Raw genomic sequence first — 20756 nt, forward strand, 5'->3', positions numbered from 1 at the left:
GGGGGTGTCTCTATGAGGCAAGACATATATGAACGGCAAATGGAACTGACTACGAAGAGGTCTGAGCGGGACCGTATTAAGCGTCGATTAGATGGAGCGGAAAAAAGATTACACGAGGCGATGGAACTTCGTGACAGATTGTATAGACAATTAACGAAGGAACAGCAAGATATCGCAAAGCTCGGGAGGTTTTCATTTATCAATAAAATTAAGACATGGACCGGAAAATGGGATGAAGAAATGGAGAAGGAAATGGCTGAGGCCGCGGAAGCCGAGTTAAAATATAATGAAGCAGAAAAGACAGTGACGGACCTTAAAGAGGAAACAGAGGAATTTCAAAAAGAAATGCGAAATCCCGACTTCACTTACATTGATGAGGACTGGGCCGATTTTTTAAAGGAAAAAGAAACATGGATAAGACAAAATGATTCGATTGCTAGTGGCACATTACAAAAAATTGCAGATGAGAGAGTAATGCTTCGATCGATGCTTCGCGAAATAGGAGAAGCGCAAGGCGCAGGTCAAAAAGCAAACAATCTGCTCAATGCAGCAATTGACAAGTTAGGCTCTGCGGAAGGAACGTCATTATGGGATACTTTTCTAGGTGGAGGAATAATCGTATCCGCCATTAAATATTCTCAAATTAACAGCTCTGAAGATTTGATTCATCTTGCGCAGCGTGCTTTACGCCATTTTGAAACTGAATTGATGGATGTGCAAAACATTGCAACGGAATCACTCACAATAAATAAAAAGGATTTTTATAATTTTACAGATTTATTTTTTGATAATATCTTTTCTGATTGGATGGTTCATTCTAGAATTACAGATTCAAAAGGTAAGCTTAAACAAGTCCTGATTGATGTTCGCCGCATTCAAGAGGGACTGGCAAGGAAGCACGACGAAATAATCCATGAACTAAAAAGGCTGGATAATCAGGAGCAGGACATCATAATTTCATAAAATTATATTAATACTAACACGTATGAAACAAATACACTTTTTCATACGTGTTTTTTTATGTGTGTAGGGTTTAGCTTTTCTGTTCCGTCTATAGAAGTGTCATGATTAAAAAATATGATCCTACTTAAAAAATCAGTCTCAGGTCTTAGCTAATCATTAGTCTGTGGCGGGGTTCATCTGTTAATAAAATTTCGTATGCTAAAAGAGAACCAATGAAAGGGTTGAATAGCATTGAAAAAGATTTTACTTTTTCCACTGTTAAGAATGCCATCAGGACATCATCAAGTTGCCGATACAATCTCAAGCTATATACAAAAAAGAAACCCAACAACTATATGCAAAAAAATAGATTTACTGAGTGCTTGGAATCCGTTTGTAGAAAGTGTTGTAACACGTACTTACCTGGAATGGATTCATTATTTTCCAAAGTCATATGCTTGGACTTATCGTCAAATGGCGCATACTTCAAAATCACAGCGTTCTTATAAATACTATGAAATTCTATTTATTAAAAAAATGAAGCAAATATTATTAGAGGAAAATCCCGATCTTATCATATGTACACATGGCTTTCCATCTTATATCCTCAGTAAATTAAAAATGAAAAATCCAGATATCGCTCCTGTAATCAATGTTTATACAGATTTTTTCATTAATGATGTGTGGGGCAAAGAGGGAATTGATTATCATTTTGTGCCTAATCAAAAAATGAAGAAAGAACTCGTGCATAGGAATAATATCCCAGAAGATCTAATATATGTAACGGGAATACCGACTGCTGAACAAATAGAAGAAAGCTATAGAACGAAGAAGACAAATACAAATTACCGAGTTCTTGTTTCAGGAGGAAGTGTCGGTCTTGGCAATATTAAAGAACTAATGAAGCAACAAACGAATCAATCGAACGTTGAATATTTCGTTTTATGTGGAAAAAATCAACATCTATTTCGCAAAATAGAAAAGCTAAATAGTATAAATATCCATCCACTTCCATACATCAATTCCCGAAAAGAAATGAACCATTTATACGATGAGGTGGATGCTATCGTAACAAAGCCAGGTGGTGTAACGATTAGTGAGGCATTGAAAAAAAGGTTGCCAATTTTTATCCATTCTGCGCTTCCTGGACAAGAGGAAATCAATTTACAGCAATTAAAAGAGCTGAAACTAGTCTATGAAATTAAGCAAAATCAATCCTTGTCAGAGCAAATAATAGATTTTTTCAGTCGCTCATCATTTGATCATTTTCAGCATTCATTGAGATCTTACTTAATGGAATTGAAAAATGGAAATCCCGATGATATTTCAAATATGATTCAGTCCGTAATGGAACAAAAAAGGATTACAGTCTAATGATTCAACAATTTTTAGAATGGCTCAATACAATTGGAATACCAGGGTTATTTATCGTGATGTTTTTAGAGGGTTCTTCTTTGCCGTTTCCGGGATTAATTGTTGTTTTGTCATATGGCTATGTCTTGTCCCCAGGATATGTACAGACAATATTTTTAGCCGTTGGGATGGCAATCTCATATAGTCTTTCAAGTTTAATCCCGTACTTTTTGGGACAGAAGCTCGAGAAGCATTTTCCGAAACGATTTAAACAAGGATTGGAAAAAGGGACCGCCTTTTTTAAACGATATGGGATCTGGAGTATCGCGTTGTCCCGACCTTTTGGAATTGGAAATTATATTTCTTATGTTGCTGGTATGAGCAAAGTGAACGTATTAAAGTATTTAATTTTAACATTTATCGGTATCTATCCTTGGTCTTATGTCATGGTTTTACTTGGGGATTATTTTAAAGGGAATTATGAAGCATTTAAATCGTATTTTAGCTCTTTTGGAATTTATGGATATGGAATTGCCATTATAGCCATTTTATCGATTTTTACACTTTTTTTAATAAAGCGAAGAAAAAGGGTTTATACAGGATTAAGAGAGGGAGGTCACAGCAATTGAAAAAAACAGGACTTTCATTAGGGGGTGGCTCTCTTAGGGGTGTTGCCCATATCGGAGTATTAAAGGAATTAATGAATCAGAATATAGAAATTACACATATAGCAGGAACGAGTGCAGGAGCGGTAGTCGGAGGGCTGTTTGCAAGCGGGATGCATCCCGAACAGATGAAAAATGTTCTTCACGATTTATCAATCCGTCGGCATATTGATATTGGATTTAATCGTAAAGGCTGGATCAAAGGAGATCGGATTTATCAGACTCTATTAAAGCTGACAGAAGGGAAGCACTTTTCTGATTTGGATATTCCTTTTGCCGTTATTTGTGTCGACTTAGTATCCGGGGAGATGATGGTTATTGATTCCGGAGAAGTGGCAATCGCAATCCGTGCTAGCATTGCCATCCCTGGTGTCTTTTCACCTGTTGAAATAGGAAATAAAATTTTAGTAGACGGATATATTTTGAATAATAATCCGGCTGATATCGTCAGAAAGATGGGAGCTGAAAAAGTAACGTCCGTTAAAGTACAAAGCTCTCATGTTCATCAGCCTACAAATCTATTTTCAATGTTAAATAGATATATTGATATTGCAAGTGACCAAAACACGGATCGCTGTCTCGAAGAGCATGCCGATCTGCTAATTGACATCGATTTACAAGACATCGGTCGATTTGAAACAAAATCTTTATCGAAAGTCATTGAGTTAGGTCAGCTCGAAGCGCAAAAGGTTCTTTTCCAAAGGCAAAGTAAGGTCATTTATATTGATCAGTGGATGCAGAAGGTCCATTAAGATTTAATAATAGCTAAAGATAATACCTTGTCCATGTGGGCAAGGTGTTTATATTTTTGTGTGATAAATTTGAAAAAAAATATAACTTAATGAAACAAAGTCCAAAATTTTCCGTCTTTAGATTTGGGAGGTTCTGGGATGATAAAAAAGTTTTCACTAATCATAATCACATTTGCACTTTTTGGAGCTTTTTTATATGGATATATGGTTTTGCAATATAAAGAAAAAAAGATAAATGAAGTTGCAAATATACAGTATGGTGATATTACAAAAATAGTTTTTTTTGATGGGAGAGGTAACAATCCACCGATAACTCTTGAAGATAAACAGAAAATAACTGAATTTGAACAACTACTGGACAGATGTAAATTAAAAAAGGAAAAACTACACGATCATTCTAAGGAATGGATTTATAGAGCGGATTTCTATAAAGGCGATAATCAACTGACGAGTATTACTTTTTCAAATCTATTACAAATTGATGGGAGATTCTATAACATTGTGGAAGGCGATTTATCTCCAGATACAATCCATCATTTTTTAAAATCCGCAAATTTGGATTAAAAAGTAAATAAGTTATTTCAATTGAGTTTTAATAAATAAAAAGTGGCGAATAAGAAAGCTACTATACTGAATCTAATTTGAAATCACGCTAGTTGGGTAGTATCGACAGGTTTATTTAGCAAAATCACGAAGGTGAAGAACAAATATATACAACCAGGAATAAGAAGAATAATATTCACCACTTTAAAGGGACTTTCGAAAAAGTCCCTTTTTCAATTAACTTTCCTTGACGTTTCGCGCTTTGTATACGGATAAATGGGGACAGCACCACTATAATAATAGGGGGTGTCATCAATGACATTTACATAGTGTATTTTAGATAGATCGAGTCCTTTTATGATACTAGTCGAATCGGAAGAAATCGTGTATTTATAATTTTTATCAATATCACGAAATCCATTTTCCATTTCACGAAGTGTAGCATAAAAAATTGTATTTTCATCGAAATACATATTTCTTATAATGAATTGATCTTCTTCAATAAGAGTCTTCCAATTGTTATTAGCTACGTCGTAACTAACTATCCTATACTGCGGATACGGGTCCGTGGGAAAAAAGTAAAATTCTCCATTCATAAAGCAACTAATAGGATTGACATCTTTCCCTAAAACTATAGGTTGTAAATTTTTTAATGAAATAGAGACAAACTGATTATCAGAATCGACGTAATAAATAGTGTCATTGTAATAAGCGAAATTGTATGAATACACATTTGTTGCAATTAGCTTCTTATTCGTTCCATTTGTTGTGATGGAATATATTGTTTGGGTTTCCTCGGTTGCTTCAAAAGGATCCTCTGAGATGTCCGAATCATCCCATGGCATATAGTAAATCAAATCTTTTACAACGACGAAATATTGTAGTGGTTCATCTACTACAATGTTCGTTTCTTCTGTTTTAATATCATATTTCAATAATTTATTTTTAAATAAATAAAAAAGTTCATTTCCTATGATACTGATCGGACTTCCTTCATCTCCATCGGAAACAAGTAAGATTTTTTTATTTGATTTTTTCTTCTGAGCATAAATACCTGAATTATTTTCATAGTCGTTATAAAAAATCCATTTGTCCTGTGAGGTTGTATGGCTGTGATTCAAGTAATTAAACATCGTATTACCAATAGTATTCGTTTCGGAAAAAGCAATTTTAGTATTGTTTGAGCATGCAGTTAAAAATAGACAGCTGATGAAAATAAATGAAAAAATCAACTTTTGCATAGCCCATCCCTCCAAAAGGTTTTTAAATAGTAAAGGTATTATTTTACAATTTAGTTATAATTTATATTTTCTTAATTCTAGAATAACACTGAAGGATTTATTACACAAAAACTATGATAAAAATTCCATTGTTTAAATGACTTAAACCATTTTCTGTGCATAAATGAATTTCATGTTTAAAGTTTTTTTGAAAAAAAAGAAAGCCCGTCATAGCAGGCTTTCTAAGCTTTTTTGGTATTTCTACACTGAAAGAATCCATTCTGAAATATCATAAATAACTTGCTTATCTACGCGTTGAGCAACCTTATACTCTCGTTTTGCTTTTAGTATCTATTTAACATGTTAAATAAGCGAAAATTCCTATTGCCCTAGAGAACCTCGGAATAAACACAAAAATCCCTTTTCACTTAAAAGAAAGGGATTTTTGTGTTACTATCTGTGCTAAATTAATTGATATTTGTGAGTAAGTGATGATGTAAATTATACACACATCTTTTTCTTCATATAAATGAATTTCTCTCCAACATTACGGAGCCGATATCATAAGACCAGGGTTATTCTTCTTCCTTATAAAATCGTTCTCCGGTATCCGGATTAAAATAAACGACCAATCTTTTTTGGGTTGTTGGATCAATGGAGACTTCTTTTGTACGGACAAAACCCTCAGGCACCTTTTGTCCGTGCTTTGTTTTAAAACGGCGATCCCAAATAAACCAAGAACCGAAAATTAAGATGATCACAATGATGATTTGCAAACCGTAAAATCCAAGAAACCACTTCATTTTTTATTCCTCTTCAGCAACAACAGCAGTTCCGTATGCGACGATTTCACTCATGTTTTGGCCAATCTCACCTGAATCAAAGCGCATCATAATAATCGCGTTTGCACCCATTACTTTTGCATTTTCAACCATACGATCCATCGCTTGTTTTCTAGCATCTTCTAACATTTCTGTGTACTGGTTAATTTCTCCGCCGATTAACCCTTTTAATGATGCGACAATATCCTTTCCAATTCCGCGAGCCCTCACGGTTAATCCAAAGACTGGACCTTTCACTTCTTTTATTTTATAATTGGCGATATTTTCTGTAGTGACAATTATCATGATGCGGTCAACTCCTTATTGGGTAATGTATCCTTATTTTAACGGAATATTAGTGGATAGTCATTATTGTATTTTGCCGGAAATTAATTGTTTTTTCTATGCCACTCAATTAAATTGATCGCATTTCCATCCGGATCATATACATCAAAGTCGATATGATCATTCAACACTGATGACCATTTATTAACCTGCCCCACTTTATATCCCTGACTTTTAAGACGATCATAAATGCTTAACACATCATTACAAAATAAATTAAATGCTGGTTGTTTTAATATATGTAAATCGTCCTTCGTTTCAATTAATGTAAGTCCAGGAGAACTTTCACCAATAATGTAATTAGCGCCTCTACCGTTTTCCCATTGTTCAACATCACGAAGCTCAAGACCTAGAACATCAGAATAAAAACGCATTGATTCCTCTAAGTTACTTACTCTCAAAAAAACAGCTCCCAAAAATTGCACTGTCATAGATTGCACCTCTCACTGATTCATTTATTGTATACTTCTGTAGAACTTATATAAATTCCTTCCTATTTATTACGATAAAAGCTTCAGGCATTTGATAATGCTTTAAAAATGGAGAATAATAAAGAAGGAATTTGATCATCTATAGCGAATTAATTGTCTATAAAAACCTTGGAGGCGACATATGTATACAACAATTGAAGACTTTTTGGTAGATTGGGGACACGAAAGTGGATCAACGCAAAAAATCTTGGATGTGTTGACAGATGAATCACTTGCTCAAGAAGTATCTCCACAAGATCGAACTCTTGGACGGATAGCTTGGCACATCGTCACAACTCTCGATGAGATGATAGGGCGAACTGGACTAAAGTTTGAAGCAGCCCCGCATGATTCAAAAGTTCCACATTCTGCAAGTGAAATCGCTGAAGCTTACAAAAATTCGAGTAATGCTATGGTTACTGCGATACGTGAACAATGGACGGATGATTCACTAAAGGAAGAGAAGGATATGTATGGGCAAATGTGGCCAATTTCAACCACGGTTAAACTGCTTATTACTCACCAAGCCCATCACCGTGGTCAAATGACGGTTCTTATGAGACAAGCTGGGTTAGTCGTTCCAGGTATATACGGTCCTGCAAGGGAAGAATGGGCGGCATTTGGTGGACAAGCGCCTGAGGTATAAATTTTGTTAGAGCCTATTTTGAGAAATTTTCAGAATAGGCTCTTCATTGTTATAATCAGGTAAAAGCTTTTTTCAGTGAGGAGCAGATTATGCGTACACCAATAATGTTGCTAATTATTATATTATTCACAATTTTATCAGGTTGCTCTGCAAAGAAATCTTTACCAAACGAAGAATTGCCATCGAACAGTAATGAAGTACATCCAAAGGAAGTTTCTCTTTCCTCCTTTGAGATAGAACAAATCATGAAGTTAGCCAGTAATGGCATGGTGATAGATTCGCCATTCAGTATTTTTGAAAGCTCGATACAGCAGGTGAAGTCTAGTTGGGGCGAACCTGATCAAATAGATGAGGTAGCCGGCGGTTCTTATGCAACTTATAAAGAAAGAAATACTGTTTTTGGCTTTAACCAATACGGAGAAATCTACGACGTACGTTCATATAATAAGAATCTACAAGAATTAAAGATGGAAAAGATTAAACATGAACTTGGGCAACCAAAAGACATTAGGGAAAACAATCAAGAAAGTATTTATGTTTATGAAATGAAAAATAAAACGGAGTTGAAATTTATTTTTTCAAATGACTTGAAGAGTGTTGATCATATTTCTATTTACAACCCAGGACGCTTCGAAACTAAACAATATACTCTCGATATAAAAGGAAATTCGAATCAATTATCCGTCAAAGCTTGGGAAAGTATGAAAAACTGGCGAGAGGAAATTAAACAGTTTTCAGTAGAACATCCCAGCGTATATGTAAACGGTCCAAATAAGAAGATGGTTGCTTTGACATTTGATGATGGACCTGATGAAAAAATAACTCCGGCAATCATTAACATATTGAATGATTACAACGTAAAAGGGAATTTTTTCTTTTTAGGAAGTAATGTAAAGCTTCATCCAGAAGTAGTAAAGCAAGCTTTTGAAAGTGGTCATTTAGTTTTAAGTCATAGTTTTAATCATGTAGAACTATCAAAGTTAGGAAAAAGCGAGGTTGAGAAGGAAGTTAAGCGTGCTGGTGAGGAAATTCAATCCGTTATTGGAAAAATGCCAGCCATTTTGCGAACGCCATATGGAGATACAAATGATCAAGTAGTAAATGTTTCAAAAGAACAGGGATACTCCATTGTACTTTGGTCTATCGATACGCTTGACTGGTCGCAAAAAGACGCAACTAACATCGTAAAAAATGTAGTGGACAATGTACGCAATGGTGATATCATCTTAATGCATTCAGACTCAGATAAAATGGAAACAGAAAAGGCACTCCCATTAATGATTGAATCATTGGAAAAAATGAATTTTGAAATTGTGGAATTAGAAACTCTATTAAATATAAAGGCTTACCAATAGAAATTGGGGGGTGGGATCAATGGAAAGATTAATAATTAGAGATTTAAGGATAGAAGACTGTGAAATAATATCGACGGCATTTGCAGAACAAGGATGGAACAAGCCTGTATCTCAATATGAAAGCTATTTTACAGAGCAAAAAGAAGGAGTTAGAAAAATCCTTGTTGCCGAATTTGATAATCAATTTGCAGGATATTTAACGATTAGATGGAAATCAGACTATGAACCCTTTGATTCAAAGGGTATTCCAGAAATAGTAGATTTAAATGTATTAATAAAGTTTCGAAAAAAAGGAATCGCCGCCGCTCTAATGGATGAAGCAGAGAGAATCGTAAGTGAAAAATGCGATTGTATAGGTATAGGATTCGGGCTTACTGGTGATTACGGAGCCGCCCAAAGAATCTATGTGAAAAGGGGATATATTCCTGATGGCCTGGGTATGTCTAAATCAGGAAGATTCTTGACATATGGGGATCAAATTACAGTTGATGATGATTTAGCCTTATATTTAACGAAAACATTTAAAAAATAGTTAGTTTTATACAGAACAAACACCTAATCAAACGTTTGATAAAGCTAACGGACATTCATTATGATACAAAATTTAATAAAGGAGAATTCTAAATGAACCGTCCACAATCTTGGTCAAATTGCGATGAAGATATAAAGTCGTTTATCATGGCGCTAACTGAAAAAATGAAAAATGAGCAGGGTCCCAATTTAATAGGTATATATCTTCATGGTTCATTGGCGATGGGGAGCTATTACCGGCCAAAAAGTGATATTGATATAATTATAGTCGTTAAACGAAGACTAGAAAATGAAACGGCGCGCTGTGTTGGAACTACTATTGCTTTGGAATCTCAAAAAAGACCAACAATCGGCGATATTGAATTAAGTATCATTACAAAAGAGGTAGCAAAACATGTACCAGTGCCAACTCCATATGAACTTCATTACAGCACGGAATGGGCTGAAAAGATATTAAACAATGAGGTGGAATATAGTAAAGAAGTTACCGACTCTGATCTTCCGTCACACTTAACCTATGTTGTACAGCGAGGGATTTGTTTGGCTGGGCAACCGATACAAGACGTTTTCGGCCAATATCCATGGAATATGTTAATTGAATCGGTCATTTACGATCTGGAATGGATTCTTGATGAAGATCATATTCTAGAAACCCCGTATTATAGCATTTTAAATATATGTCGTGTATTTCAATTGGTTAGCGAAAACAGCCAAAGGGTACATAGTAAAGACGAAGGTGGAGAGTGGGGACTTTTGCATTTACCTAAAAATTTCAACCCGCTTATTCAACAAGCACTAGACGTGTATCGCTCTCCAAAAATAGTGAGTAAAGATGAAAGAAAAACAGGCGGCAGGGAATGGGAATCTTCCAAACTGCTCGCCTTTAGAGATTATGCCCGAGAAAAACTACTAAACCTCTAGCATTTCATATAAATATGAACGAATTATTTTTCCATCTTCATCACCCATAGTACCAATAACATCAAAATAAAGATCTATCAACTCAAAAAGAACCTTTTGGATGCTTTCATCGTTCATTTTTACTTCATAGGTTCTTTTTAATTTTGATAAAAACGGGCTATCCAATTGATCGATGGATTTATCAAAATCATAGTTGATCCCATTTTGTATGCATAGGAAACGTATAATTTGGTCTCGGATGAAGTCCATGTCTTTCATTGCTTTCATGTATTGCTTACGTTTTAATGCTACCGCTGCGCTTCGGTAAAATTGCCAAATGAAGCTCAGGGAATCTTGTATCGCTTCATCTATATTAGAAAAACCATGTGATGTTAATGATTCTTCAAGTATTCTTTGAATCTCGTTGTTTTCTCGGTCAAACATAACCTTCCAATATGGTTTAGTGGCTCGAAGTTTCTCCTTCGACCATACGCCTAAATCCAACTCTAAATAATTTTCAAAAAAGAAACATGTTACGAAAATATCCTCTTCATGTCGATATACCTTTTCTTTTAATACGTGAAAATGATGATTAATATATTCCTGAAGCTGATCATGGATTTGAACAACATCCTTACTATTTTTTACAACGATAAGGAGATCAAGGTCAGAAAACTCATCCCTAAAGCCGTTTGCGCCAGAACCGACTAATAGCAGACCTTGAATGTCATGTATGGTTCTAGAAAAATCTATAATTTTATTCAATAAAGTAGTTCGATCTTCACTTTGATACATAACAATCTCCCGCTTATTATATTTAAACTGCCACAAACCATCGAACTCGTTCTTTTACTAATGATTCCGGCCAGTCTTCCAACAACTGCATCCAGCTCTTACCTGCATCAATCGATTGATAAATTCCGAGATTATTCACAGCGTAAAATACTCCAGGCTCCGACTCATGAGAAATAAGAGAAAAGATAGAAGAGCCATGACGTTTAGGCAATCCGTCATGAATGGCTTCCCAAGGATTTCCGCCTTCACTGCGTACAATGACAGTGCTTGCCCGACCGGGATCATAGGCGGAGTATGCACCTTGAGCAGCAGAAGCGATTATAGTATCAGGATTGGCTGGGTCGACGGCTATATCTACAAGATACGTATCCGAACCAAGTCCATCAATAAACGTTGCCCAAGTTTTGCCACCATCTTGAGATTCCGCAAAACCACCACCTGCTGCTTCATATATACGGCCTTTTGCTAATGGATTCATTGTCATAGTATGACAGTCATATTGGGATCCGGGTTTACGGTCCTCCCAATGAATCCCTTTATCTTCACTTTTCATTACTCCACCTAATTCAATCCCGACATAAATCTTATGTTCGTCGTGAAGATCAGGTTGAATCCAGCGGACATGATGAGTATTTGGGCGAGGAGGGAAGCGCCAAGTAGGTTTTGACGGCAAATCAAGGAGCTTTGGAAAATGTACCCATGTTTTTCCGCCATCTTCCGAACGGAAAAGTTCACTCGGTTCTGTTCCTACCCATACGACATTGTAGCCATTGATTATTTCCGTCGGACTAACCGCAACGCTTAAAACACGATCGTGAAAAATTCCTTTGCCTGCTGGCTCCCATGTCGTTCCACCATCATCGCTAATCCAAAGCCGATCATTGAAAGTCCCAGCATATAGCCTTTTTGGACGAATGGGATCGATTGCCAAGCAGTAGAAATTATGAGGCGCTTTCATTTCATAGAGACTCCAAACAGAATCATTCTTCGTTACTTTAAAGATGGAACTTCCCGCCACAAAATATAATGCAGATACCATGATATCATCTCCATAATATTTTTAGTCTAATTCAATTCCCATGCCTTTGCTTTTTCAATCTCTTCCATTAATACTATTCTAGCTTTCTGTTCATTTTCCTCGTTGTCTGGGTATTTACGGTAATGAGCCTCAATGATGATGAGAAGAAGATTGTATATTTGATACACATTCAATAAACATTTCTCACTGTTGGAAAATGAGCTATCCCTCCCATATCCGTTCTTAAATCCTTCATTTTCTTCTGCAAACCCGAATACAAAGTCCAATAAAGGATCGCCATATAGCGCTCTTTCATAATCGGTAATTCCAGTGATTTGTAAAGTGTTAGGATCAACAAAAATATTCCCCCACCATAAATCGCGATGCACAAACCTAGGAGTTTTAACCGTATCTAGGATCGAACGCTTATCCAAAAATACCTGTCTCAGCTCCTCAAAACTTAACGGAAGCTCAATATTTTCATCAATTGCATCAAGAATTAGGTCATCAATAAATGAAATAAAAGCATCTGACCATTTTTTATAGCCTTTATTATTTGCAACGTGTAACCAAATGCATTTCCTTTCATATTGTGAAATTGTTTCGCGTACGCCCCAACTTGGTGACTTATATACAAAAACTCATCCTCAGAAAAGTGGTCATATAACTGATCCAGTGGCTTGCCATGGATATATTCCATAAAAAAATAGTCCCGATTGATGAAATTTTTGCTAAAGTTGTAATAAAATACAGTCGGAGTGGGGATTCTAGTATTATTTGCAATGAAATTAAGAGCTTTTATCTCTGATTTCATGATGTCTTTTTCACAACGCAATACTTTTATATCATTTGAATGGGCTACCTTTAGAACGGTTTTCATGTTATTTTCAAAAGTAATAAAATATGCTACATTAAAAAAGCCTCCTTTTAGTTCTTCAATGGATATTATTTTTGAGTTGTGTCCGAATGCTGCCATTGTTATTTGAAGTATTTCTTCATTTGAAAGTTTTTTTTGTAATGCTATCCAAAGTATTCATCCCTTTTGAAAAAGTGGTTTTTAAGTTTCTTCGCCAAACTTTAAAAACCTCCTGCATCATAAAAGTATTGATCTACAAAAAAATAGATGAAACATTTTTTGTTGAAAACCGTCTATTAATCGATAAAGGCTATTTTCTTAAAGTTTGTTGTATTTGTAAAAGTCCACTCCAATAAGGGAGTTTAGCGGTTCTTATTAGGTTGGCAACTCTTTTCTCAACAGAATAATTAATGATAAGGTCCAAATACTTTTATGCTATATAGGAACAAGCTTTGAGAAAAGAGCCTAGATAAAACTAAGTTTCGTATGAAATTGGAAAGAGGTTTATATGTCAGAGTTATTAAGAAATCGTTTTGTACGTGTCATTTTCCTATCGGCATTGTTTCTGCAAGTTGGAATTTGGGTGCGGAATTTTGCGGTCCTTTTATTTGTAATGGAAAAAACGAATGGAGATGCGTTTGCTGTTTCGATGATTTCGGTTGCTGAGTTTGCCCCTATCTTCATTTTTTCTTTCATAGGAGGAACATTCGCGGACCGATGGAAGCCGAAGCTCACTATGATTTGGTGTGACGTGTTAAGTGCCGTTTCAGTCTTTGCAGTGTTAATTACTTTAGTGATCGGCTCATGGAAAATCATCTTTTTTGCTACGTTAATATCGGCGATCTTATCACAGTTTTCGCAACCATCAGGAATGAAATTATTTAAAATGCATTTGAAACCCGAATTAATTCAGTCAGCAATGTCTATTTACCAAACAATTTTTGCGATATTTATGGTTTTGGGTCCAGTGCTTGGTACATTTATATTTCAACAATTTGGAATAGATGTTTCGATTGCGATAACAGGTGTTGCATTCCTACTCTCAGCGGTAATGCTTTTATTTATCCCAGCTGACCATGCAATAGAAAAAGAAAAAGCGACAACGAGTGTTCTTGAAGAAATGAAAGCTGGGGTTAAATACGTTCTGGCTAAAAAGGAATTAAAACTGCTTGGCCTTTGCTTTACGGCTGCAGGTCTTGCAATTGGGTTGATTCAGCCACTCACCATTTTTCTCGTAACAGAAAGATTGGAGTTGGCAAAAGAAAATTTACAATGGCTATTGATGGCAAATGGAATTGGGATGATTCTTGGAGGGGCTCTTTCTGTCATGTTTACGAAACAAGTTGCCCCACAAAGGCTACTTGTTATAGGGATGTTTGCTAACGCTATTGGGATGAGTGTAGTCGGATTTTCTACTTCCCTTCCGCTTACTATGGGAGCAGAGTTCTTTACAGGATTATTTTTCCCTTGTATTCAGATAGGGATCAATACGATGATTCTTCAAAGTACAAAAGCAGAATTTATAGGCAGGGTAAATGGTACATTAAGTCCATTATTCTCTGGGGCAATGGTTCTAACAATGAGCTTTTCCGGTATTCTTAAACATGTGACATCCATTGTACTCATATTTGAATTGTCAGCAATTCTTTTCGTGATTGGAATCTTAGTCATTATGCCGATCTTTAATATGAAAATTCAGCCTCAAACAGAAGGGGCATCAAACGTTTGATTAAGTACCCGTTCGGCGGTAACGTCCACTCTATTTGTAGTTTTCTACATGGAGTGGCTTTTTTGTGTTAAAATCTTTGTGAACTTGTACAGGAGTTTCTAGGAGGCATGTGTAATGTTTTGGGAATATCTAAATACACATCAAGACTTAAAAAACATCTTGATTTCCATCGCTATATTATTATTTTTTCTGTTATTGAGAAAAATTTTTGCGAAATATGTGTTTACTCTATTTTTGAAATTGACAAGTAAAGCTCCGAGTAAACTGTTCTCTAACATTTGGATTGCATTTGAAAAACCGATGCAATGGTTTTTTATCATACTAGGGATTTATATTGCTGCGCACTATTTTCCTTATTTTGAGCAAGGAGATCAGCTTTTTATCAGTTTGGTTAAATCTGCAATCATCTCACTTATAGCTTGGGGACTCATTAATCTATCTGGTTCATCTTCCCTCCTTTTTACGAGAATAAATAAAAGGTACAATATCGAAATAGATAATATATTAATACCATTTTTATCTAAAGCAATTAGAGTTATTATTGTAGCTTTGGCGATAAGTGTTATCGCTGAAGAGTTTAATTATAGTGTGAGTGGATTTGTAGCGGGACTGGGTTTAGGTGGTCTAGCCTTTGCACTTGCCGCTAAAGATGCCCTTGCTAATTTATTTGGTGGCATCATTATTATTACCGAAAAACCTTTTACAATAGGTGATTGGATATCGACACCAAGTGTTGAGGGGAAAGTTGAAGATATCAGTTTCCGCAGTACGAAAGTACGTACTTTCACCCAGGCACTCGTTACTGTACCCAACGCTACACTTGCTGATCAACCGATTACCAACTGGAGCAAAATGGGAAAAAGACAAATTTCATTTTCCTTAAAGCTTCCCCTTGATACTCCGAAAGAAAAATTGGAAAGAACTATACAGCGGCTAGAAGAGATATTGAAAGGCTATCCTGCTATTCATCCAGATTCCATACATGTCACATTTGACAAGTATATGGTTGATGGATATGAAATTTTCCTTTATTTCTTTACGACATCAACTGAATGGGGAGAGTATTTAAAGGTAAAAGAAGACATTAATTATAAAATACTTGATATTCTTAAAAATGAAGAAGAACATGAAAAGGAAATCCCTTCCAGGTAAGATTCTTAATTTTTTTCAAATCGCCCGCTCAATATGTATAAAGAGCGGGTTTTTTGTTGAAAAAAAACGCTAAATTATTATATTTAGTACATTGCATTGTGTAGTACTGTATGATATATTGTTTTTGCAAGGTATTTTTTATTGCTTAGTATTGTATAATATATAGTAGCGAAAAAGAAATGAGGTGTCGTTTAGCATTGAACGTACAATTTAAAAAAGGTGTGTTGGAACTTTGTGTTTTAGCATTACTTGATAAACAGGATCGATACGGATATGAATTAGTTCAAAAAATATCCGACCAAATTGCTATTTCTGAAGGCACAGTATATCCACTTTTAAGACGGCTGACAAAAGAAGAGTACTTTACAACATACTTACGAGAATCAACGGAAGGACCATCCCGGAAGTATTACAAATTAACGGATAGAGGAAGAAAGTATTTATACGCGTTAATTGAAGAGTGGAAAGAGTTCATTTCTGGAGTAAATCAATTAATAAATGAAGGGGTTAATCATGAATAAATATCAATTTATGAGAATATTGGAGTCATCATTAGAAAGACTTCCATCCAATGAGCGATTCGATATTTTACAAGATTTTGAAGAGCATTTTACGATTGGATTAGAAGAAGGGAAAACGGAAGAACAAATTGTGCAATCACTTGGATCTCCGTATCAAATAGTCAAAGAGATTTTGGCGACGCATCATCTTGAAAAAGTGCAAACAAAAGCGACGACAGGAAATATTTTTCGAGCAGTATGGGCAGTCATTGGATTGGGTTTCTTTAATTTAGTGATTGTGCTCGGTCCTTTTATTGCGATAGCTGGAGTTATTGTGGCCGGATGGGCAGTAGGAATTTCTTTTATTGCTTCTCCATTGTTGGTCTTGGTTAATACGGCCATTTTTCCGGGAACATTTGAATACTTTGATTTGTTTTTCTCAATGGTTCTTTGCGGCATCGGGTTATTTATCTCGATAGGAATGTTCTTTGCCACTAGGGGAATTACTAACGGCTTTATCCGTTATTTAAAATTTAACGCAAGAATTGTTAAAGGTGGGTTAAAACATGAATAATATAAAAATTATAGCTACTGCAGCCCTTTTTCTTTTACTGGTAGGTATTGTGGGCAGTATAGCTACGTTTAAATCAATGTATCAGTCCGAACAAATTTCAAATGAAAAGATTATAGAACAAGATTTCTCAAACATAATGATAGACTCTAACAACTCAAAAATAGAAATCTATCCTTCAAATGATTCCAAAGCAACTGTTGAACTTTCAGGGAAGGTAGCTAAAAATTTGAAATATACATTTTCTGCTGATGTAAAAGGCGATACACTGAACGTAGAATTAAAGGAAAAACTTAGAAAGCTATTTAACTTTGATTTTTTTGCAACGTCTGTAACGCTTAAAGTATACGTTCCCGAAAAACAATATAAGTCGATCGAGTCATTAAGTAATAACGGATATATAAAAGCGGAGAAATTAAATACTGACGAATTTATCATCGAAACGGATAACGGACGAATTCAGCTTAAAGATATTAACACTTCCACAATCTCGGCAAAAGCAAGCAATGGCATGATTGATATGAATAATATTAAAGCCACTTCTGTAGAAACTAAAGCTGCCAATGGAAAAGTCAATCTTAATGATGTAGAAGGTAAAATCGTAGTCAAGGTAAACAACGGAAGAGTTTCCCTTACAACCAATAATTTAGATCGACCGATTGATATTAAATCAGATAACGGAGAAATCATCATTAAAGCGGACAAAGAACCGACCAATGCAACGATTGATGTAAGCGTGGATAATGGCATAGTCGATATCTTTGGCCAATCCAACCGAAATGTTGTCTTTGGCAACGGCGAAAACATGATTAAACTTGTTACTCATAATGGCAGAATTACAGTAAACAAATAAATCTGATAACGGATGAATACAATGGTTTAAGGTATTCATCTTTTTTTATTAGATGGGGCTTAAAAGCTTGGAATTATATGTACTGGAGCCCTTAAAACTAGGGAAAATTGAGTGTTAGGTCACCAATCGGTGGATTGACTCCATTGATTATGGAAAAAATTAAAGGATATGTCACCACTCATTGTATTGGTGACCTTTGTTTGGGGAAATAGTATTTTAAAGGTAACCAATCGTGGTATTGGCTCCCTTATTTTTGGAAAAAAGCAATGGTAAGGAACTCAATTGTAGTAGTGATTTCTTTAATTAGATAAAGAGGGTGCATCAAGTTATAAAATTTAATATTTGAAACATAAATGTAAAAGAGTAGATTTTTCCTTTAATAAGCATGAAAAATAGTAAAAAAATATCATTGAAAAAATGAAAGAGGCTCTATATATAGTAGGAAAGTATTGACAACACTGCTATAATATTGGTAAGAACTCAATGTTAAAGTTATTTTGACAAAGGGGTAAAGCATATATGGGCGAGAATTTCATAAATATTGGTGAAATCCTACAGTCGTTAAGGGTAAATAAAGGATTGGCTATAGATGAATTGGCGGAAGGGATTTGCTCCGTTGAGGAACTCGATTTAATGGAAAAAAACAAGCAAGTTCCTACAATTGATCAACTATTTAGGTTGGCCAATAAACTAAATGTAAAATTAAGTGACTTCTTTGATTTCACTTCAGCGGACTCTGCTAGTTACGTATCAGCAGTTAGTGGGTTGATTAATAAGTATAGAAGAGAACGAAACTATAAAGCTATCAACGAAATTGTGCAGAGAGAAAAAAATAATCCACTCTTTAATTTTTCATCCAGCCAGCAATTTCTACTTTGGCATGAGGCGATTTGTTTATACAATCTAGCTGAACCAGGGAAAAGAGATAAGCAGTCATCTATTCTGATGTTAAATGATGCGTTGGACATGACAAATCCACTGCGAAAAGGTCTTTCTGAAAGAGAAATAGAAATTAAAATGGCAATAGCATTGATAGAAAAAGATGATATGAACTTTGAGGAAGCCATTACATTATTAAAAGAGATATTAGAGGATATAGATAAACTCCCTGCTTTGGCAGAGCCACAACTTCGATTAAGGGTACTATTTGGATTATCACAGTCCCTATCGAGATTAGAAGAATTTGAGGAATCCTTAATTTATAGTGAAAAAGGAATACAACAGTGTATTAACGATGATGTCTTATACTTACTTGGTGAATTTCTTTATCAGACAGCATCAAATAACTTAGCATTAGACAATAAAGAGCGTGGTATTAAATATCTTACAAAAGCACTAAATATTTTTAACTTACAAGAAAATAAAGTGTTTAGTAGTCTAGTGGAAGCAGAGTTGGAAAAATTATCAACTTAATGATATAATTTGGAATAGTAAAATAATATATATATAAGGAGATATAAAAATGAAGAAACTGATACTTATTTCAGCTCTTACATTAGGTTTATTTGGCCTGGGAGGTTCATTAGGTACAGAGCTTGCAGGGGAGCCTCTACCCGATTTACCAACCCAATATAGTGTAGACCCAATAGTTGCAGGAAAGCCACTACCTGATTTACCAACCCAATATAGAGTAAATCCAATAGTTGCAGGAAATCCATTACCTGATTTACCAACCCAATATAGAGTAAATCCAATAGTTGAAGGAAAACCGTTACCTGATTTACCAACTCAATATAGCGTAGACCCTATAGTTGCAGGAAATCCACTGCCTGACCTACCAACCCAATACAGTGTAAATCCTAAAACATTCGCATAACCTAAAGCAACGCAGCACTCAATGCTTCGTTGCTTTTTTTTATGGAAAAAATAATAAAAAATGCATTGACTCTCACGTTACGTGATACCTTATAGTTAAAAAAGAAGGGAGGAAAAACAGTTTGAAAATAAAAGAAGTGGCTGATTTGGTTGGGATCAGTGTGCGCACACTGCATCATTATGATGAGATTGGGTTGTTAATTCCTGAGGAAACGACGGAGGCGGGGTATCGAATTTATTCAGATGAAAATCTTGAGACGCTGCAGCAAATATTATTTTTTAAAGAACTGGGCTTCCCTTTGAAGAAAATTAAAGACATTATCAGTAGTCCATCGTTTGATCGATATGAGGCACTTTTGATGCACCGAAAAATGTTGCTTGAGAAGCGGAGGCGGCTTGATCGGATGATTGAGACGGTGGAAAAGACGATGAAGTATATGAAAGGAGATATTTACATGTCTAATAAGGAAAAGTTCGAAGGCTTTGATTTCAGCCAAAATCCGTACGAGCAAGAAGCACGTGAACGTTGGGGGGATGAAGCTGTTGATAAATCCGAGCAAAAAATAGGCAATATGTCCAAGAGTGAAAAGAAGGATTTTGAAGAAAGGTTTAATGAAATTTATCGTAAACTTGCAGCGATTCGCCATACTGCACCTGATTCAAAAGAAGCTCAGGAAGGAATAAAAGAATGGTATGATTTTTTAAAAACTATTGGGGATTATTCTCTCGACGCGTTTAAAGGATTAGGCCAAATGTATGTCGATGATGAACGTTTTACGAGAAATATTGACCAATTTGGTGAGGGCTTAGCCGAATTCATGCGTGATTCGATGGCCGTTTTTGCAGACCGAACCAATAAATAATTTCGCATCCAATCGAGACAGAGCTCGTCAAAAAGAAGTAAATGTGTCTCGATTCAAATCC

25 protein-coding genes are annotated in these 20756 nt (G+C 35.4%); 17 read left to right on the top strand and 8 right to left on the bottom strand.

Going from position 1 to position 20756, the window contains the following annotated elements:
- The first annotated feature begins 12 nt into the window (after nucleotides 1-12).
- From KHA93_RS19855 to KHA93_RS19875, 5 genes are all read left to right on the top strand, one after another.
- Nucleotides 13-963 carry a hypothetical protein gene (locus KHA93_RS19855; RefSeq protein WP_213112293.1) on the top strand — a complete coding sequence of 317 codons (951 nt, stop codon included), beginning with the start codon at nucleotides 13-15 and terminating at the stop codon, nucleotides 961-963.
- Between the two features lie 231 nt (nucleotides 964-1194).
- Nucleotides 1195-2316 carry an MGDG synthase family glycosyltransferase gene (locus KHA93_RS19860; RefSeq protein ID WP_213112294.1) on the top strand — a complete coding sequence of 374 codons (1122 nt, stop codon included), beginning with the start codon at nucleotides 1195-1197 and terminating at the stop codon, nucleotides 2314-2316.
- Nucleotides 2316-2924 (top strand): DedA family protein, encoded by a 609-nt coding sequence (locus KHA93_RS19865; protein WP_213112295.1) that lies wholly within the window; start codon nucleotides 2316-2318, stop codon nucleotides 2922-2924. Before KHA93_RS19860 ends, KHA93_RS19865 begins: the two co-directional genes overlap by 1 nt.
- Nucleotides 2921-3712 (top strand): patatin-like phospholipase family protein, encoded by a 792-nt coding sequence (locus KHA93_RS19870; RefSeq protein WP_213112296.1) that lies wholly within the window; start codon nucleotides 2921-2923, stop codon nucleotides 3710-3712. Before KHA93_RS19865 ends, KHA93_RS19870 begins: the two co-directional genes overlap by 4 nt.
- A 138-nt stretch (nucleotides 3713-3850) precedes the next feature.
- Nucleotides 3851-4276 (top strand): hypothetical protein, encoded by a 426-nt coding sequence (locus KHA93_RS19875; RefSeq protein WP_213112297.1) that lies wholly within the window; start codon nucleotides 3851-3853, stop codon nucleotides 4274-4276.
- A 212-nt stretch (nucleotides 4277-4488) separates the two neighbouring features.
- On the opposite strand, the gene KHA93_RS19880 is transcribed toward KHA93_RS19875, so the two are convergent.
- The 4 genes from KHA93_RS19880 to KHA93_RS19895 form a co-directional block, all read right to left on the bottom strand.
- Nucleotides 4489-5496 (bottom strand): DUF5050 domain-containing protein, encoded by a 1008-nt coding sequence (locus tag KHA93_RS19880; RefSeq protein ID WP_213112298.1) that lies wholly within the window; start codon nucleotides 5494-5496, stop codon nucleotides 4489-4491.
- Between the two features lie 554 nt (nucleotides 5497-6050).
- A complete protein-coding gene (locus KHA93_RS19885; protein ID WP_213112299.1) occupies nucleotides 6051-6278 on the bottom strand; it encodes a hypothetical protein in 228 nt (75 codons plus the stop codon).
- A 3-nt stretch (nucleotides 6279-6281) separates the two neighbouring features.
- Entirely contained in the window at nucleotides 6282-6602 is a 321-nt protein-coding gene (locus tag KHA93_RS19890) for a YbjQ family protein (RefSeq protein ID WP_213112300.1), read from the bottom strand.
- A gap of 83 nt (nucleotides 6603-6685) precedes the next feature.
- Nucleotides 6686-7072: a VOC family protein gene (locus tag KHA93_RS19895; protein ID WP_213112301.1), complete on the bottom strand. Its 387-nt coding sequence runs from the start codon at nucleotides 7070-7072 to the stop codon at nucleotides 6686-6688.
- Nucleotides 7073-7253: 181 nt separating this feature from the next.
- On the opposite strand from KHA93_RS19895, the gene KHA93_RS19900 reads away from it, so the two are divergent.
- The 4 genes from KHA93_RS19900 to KHA93_RS19915 all read left to right on the top strand — a co-directional run bounded on the left by KHA93_RS19900 (nucleotide 7254) and on the right by KHA93_RS19915 (nucleotide 10564).
- On the top strand, nucleotides 7254-7757 hold the full coding sequence (locus KHA93_RS19900; RefSeq protein ID WP_213112302.1) for a DinB family protein: 504 nt from the start codon (nucleotides 7254-7256) through the stop codon (nucleotides 7755-7757).
- A gap of 89 nt (nucleotides 7758-7846) precedes the next feature.
- Entirely contained in the window at nucleotides 7847-9112 is a 1266-nt protein-coding gene (locus tag KHA93_RS19905; RefSeq protein WP_213112303.1) for a polysaccharide deacetylase family protein, read from the top strand.
- 19 nt (nucleotides 9113-9131) lie between these two features.
- The gene (locus tag KHA93_RS19910) at nucleotides 9132-9644 is read left to right on the top strand and encodes a GNAT family N-acetyltransferase (RefSeq protein ID WP_213112304.1); all 513 of its coding nucleotides are present in this window, start codon (nucleotides 9132-9134) and stop codon (nucleotides 9642-9644) included.
- A gap of 92 nt (nucleotides 9645-9736) precedes the next feature.
- Nucleotides 9737-10564 (top strand): aminoglycoside adenylyltransferase domain-containing protein, encoded by an 828-nt coding sequence (locus tag KHA93_RS19915; RefSeq protein WP_213112305.1) that lies wholly within the window; start codon nucleotides 9737-9739, stop codon nucleotides 10562-10564.
- Here the strand turns inward: KHA93_RS19915 and KHA93_RS19920 are convergent.
- The 4 genes from KHA93_RS19920 to KHA93_RS19935 all read right to left on the bottom strand — a co-directional run bounded on the left by KHA93_RS19920 (nucleotide 10553) and on the right by KHA93_RS19935 (nucleotide 13332).
- Complete coding sequence (locus tag KHA93_RS19920; protein ID WP_213112306.1) at nucleotides 10553-11338, bottom strand: nucleotidyltransferase domain-containing protein; 786 nt, start codon at nucleotides 11336-11338, stop codon at nucleotides 10553-10555. The two genes, KHA93_RS19915 and KHA93_RS19920, sit on opposite strands and share 12 nt — an antisense overlap.
- Nucleotides 11339-11360: 22 nt before the next feature.
- Nucleotides 11361-12377: a WD40/YVTN/BNR-like repeat-containing protein gene (locus tag KHA93_RS19925; RefSeq protein ID WP_213112307.1), complete on the bottom strand. Its 1017-nt coding sequence runs from the start codon at nucleotides 12375-12377 to the stop codon at nucleotides 11361-11363.
- 26 nt (nucleotides 12378-12403) lie between these two features.
- Nucleotides 12404-12790, bottom strand: a complete 387-nt coding sequence (locus tag KHA93_RS19930; RefSeq protein ID WP_213112308.1) for a phosphotransferase family protein — start codon at nucleotides 12788-12790, stop codon at nucleotides 12404-12406.
- Between the two features lie 65 nt (nucleotides 12791-12855).
- Nucleotides 12856-13332, bottom strand: coding sequence for a protein kinase family protein (locus KHA93_RS19935; protein WP_213112309.1), 477 nt, complete (start codon nucleotides 13330-13332; stop codon nucleotides 12856-12858).
- 388 nt (nucleotides 13333-13720) lie between these two features.
- Here KHA93_RS19935 and KHA93_RS19940 point away from each other — a divergent pair, with 388 nt between their 5' ends.
- From KHA93_RS19940 to KHA93_RS19975, 8 genes are all read left to right on the top strand, one after another.
- Entirely contained in the window at nucleotides 13721-14941 is a 1221-nt protein-coding gene (locus tag KHA93_RS19940; RefSeq protein WP_213112310.1) for an MFS transporter, read from the top strand.
- A 114-nt stretch (nucleotides 14942-15055) separates the two neighbouring features.
- Nucleotides 15056-16093, top strand: a complete 1038-nt coding sequence (locus KHA93_RS19945; RefSeq protein ID WP_213112311.1) for a mechanosensitive ion channel family protein — start codon at nucleotides 15056-15058, stop codon at nucleotides 16091-16093.
- A 197-nt stretch (nucleotides 16094-16290) separates the two neighbouring features.
- Complete coding sequence (locus KHA93_RS19950) at nucleotides 16291-16614, top strand: PadR family transcriptional regulator (RefSeq protein WP_213112312.1); 324 nt, start codon at nucleotides 16291-16293, stop codon at nucleotides 16612-16614.
- On the top strand, nucleotides 16607-17167 hold the full coding sequence (locus KHA93_RS19955; protein WP_213112313.1) for an HAAS signaling domain-containing protein: 561 nt from the start codon (nucleotides 16607-16609) through the stop codon (nucleotides 17165-17167). Before KHA93_RS19950 ends, KHA93_RS19955 begins: the two co-directional genes overlap by 8 nt.
- Nucleotides 17160-18017, top strand: coding sequence for a DUF4097 family beta strand repeat-containing protein (locus KHA93_RS19960; RefSeq protein ID WP_213112314.1), 858 nt, complete (start codon nucleotides 17160-17162; stop codon nucleotides 18015-18017). Before KHA93_RS19955 ends, KHA93_RS19960 begins: the two co-directional genes overlap by 8 nt.
- A 519-nt stretch (nucleotides 18018-18536) precedes the next feature.
- Nucleotides 18537-19430 carry a helix-turn-helix domain-containing protein gene (locus tag KHA93_RS19965; protein ID WP_213112315.1) on the top strand — a complete coding sequence of 298 codons (894 nt, stop codon included), beginning with the start codon at nucleotides 18537-18539 and terminating at the stop codon, nucleotides 19428-19430.
- A 49-nt stretch (nucleotides 19431-19479) separates the two neighbouring features.
- Nucleotides 19480-19833 carry a hypothetical protein gene (locus tag KHA93_RS19970; protein WP_213112316.1) on the top strand — a complete coding sequence of 118 codons (354 nt, stop codon included), beginning with the start codon at nucleotides 19480-19482 and terminating at the stop codon, nucleotides 19831-19833.
- A 91-nt stretch (nucleotides 19834-19924) separates the two neighbouring features.
- Nucleotides 19925-20695, top strand: coding sequence for a MerR family transcriptional regulator (locus KHA93_RS19975; protein ID WP_349772365.1), 771 nt, complete (start codon nucleotides 19925-19927; stop codon nucleotides 20693-20695).
- The last annotated feature ends 61 nt before the right edge of the window (nucleotides 20696-20756 follow it).

The organism is Lederbergia citrisecunda (genome assembly GCF_018343695.1).
Lineage (GTDB): Bacteria > Bacillota > Bacilli > Bacillales > Bacillaceae_C > Lederbergia > Lederbergia citrisecunda.

What these genes read in the sequence shown, in the direction of transcription:
- KHA93_RS19855 (WP_213112293.1), top strand. Translation starts at nt 13, where the DNA reads ATGAGGCAAGACATATATGAACGGCAAATGGAACTGACTACGAAGAGG.
- KHA93_RS19865 (WP_213112295.1), top strand. Translation starts at nt 2,316, where the DNA reads ATGATTCAACAATTTTTAGAATGGCTCAATACAATTGGAATACCAGGG.
- KHA93_RS19875 (WP_213112297.1), top strand. Translation starts at nt 3,851, where the DNA reads ATGATAAAAAAGTTTTCACTAATCATAATCACATTTGCACTTTTTGGA.
- KHA93_RS19880 (WP_213112298.1), bottom strand. Translation starts at nt 5,496, where the DNA reads ATGCAAAAGTTGATTTTTTCATTTATTTTCATCAGCTGTCTATTTTTA.
- KHA93_RS19885 (WP_213112299.1), bottom strand. Translation starts at nt 6,278, where the DNA reads ATGAAGTGGTTTCTTGGATTTTACGGTTTGCAAATCATCATTGTGATC.
- KHA93_RS19890 (WP_213112300.1), bottom strand. Translation starts at nt 6,602, where the DNA reads ATGATAATTGTCACTACAGAAAATATCGCCAATTATAAAATAAAAGAA.
- KHA93_RS19895 (WP_213112301.1), bottom strand. Translation starts at nt 7,072, where the DNA reads ATGACAGTGCAATTTTTGGGAGCTGTTTTTTTGAGAGTAAGTAACTTA.
- KHA93_RS19900 (WP_213112302.1), top strand. Translation starts at nt 7,254, where the DNA reads ATGTATACAACAATTGAAGACTTTTTGGTAGATTGGGGACACGAAAGT.
- KHA93_RS19905 (WP_213112303.1), top strand. Translation starts at nt 7,847, where the DNA reads ATGCGTACACCAATAATGTTGCTAATTATTATATTATTCACAATTTTA.
- KHA93_RS19910 (WP_213112304.1), top strand. Translation starts at nt 9,132, where the DNA reads ATGGAAAGATTAATAATTAGAGATTTAAGGATAGAAGACTGTGAAATA.
- KHA93_RS19915 (WP_213112305.1), top strand. Translation starts at nt 9,737, where the DNA reads ATGAACCGTCCACAATCTTGGTCAAATTGCGATGAAGATATAAAGTCG.
- KHA93_RS19920 (WP_213112306.1), bottom strand. Translation starts at nt 11,338, where the DNA reads ATGTATCAAAGTGAAGATCGAACTACTTTATTGAATAAAATTATAGAT.
- KHA93_RS19925 (WP_213112307.1), bottom strand. Translation starts at nt 12,377, where the DNA reads ATGGTATCTGCATTATATTTTGTGGCGGGAAGTTCCATCTTTAAAGTA.
- KHA93_RS19935 (WP_213112309.1), bottom strand. Translation starts at nt 13,332, where the DNA reads ATGGCAGCATTCGGACACAACTCAAAAATAATATCCATTGAAGAACTA.
- KHA93_RS19940 (WP_213112310.1), top strand. Translation starts at nt 13,721, where the DNA reads ATGTCAGAGTTATTAAGAAATCGTTTTGTACGTGTCATTTTCCTATCG.
- KHA93_RS19945 (WP_213112311.1), top strand. Translation starts at nt 15,056, where the DNA reads ATGTTTTGGGAATATCTAAATACACATCAAGACTTAAAAAACATCTTG.
- KHA93_RS19955 (WP_213112313.1), top strand. Translation starts at nt 16,607, where the DNA reads ATGAATAAATATCAATTTATGAGAATATTGGAGTCATCATTAGAAAGA.
- KHA93_RS19960 (WP_213112314.1), top strand. Translation starts at nt 17,160, where the DNA reads ATGAATAATATAAAAATTATAGCTACTGCAGCCCTTTTTCTTTTACTG.
- KHA93_RS19965 (WP_213112315.1), top strand. Translation starts at nt 18,537, where the DNA reads ATGGGCGAGAATTTCATAAATATTGGTGAAATCCTACAGTCGTTAAGG.
- KHA93_RS19970 (WP_213112316.1), top strand. Translation starts at nt 19,480, where the DNA reads ATGAAGAAACTGATACTTATTTCAGCTCTTACATTAGGTTTATTTGGC.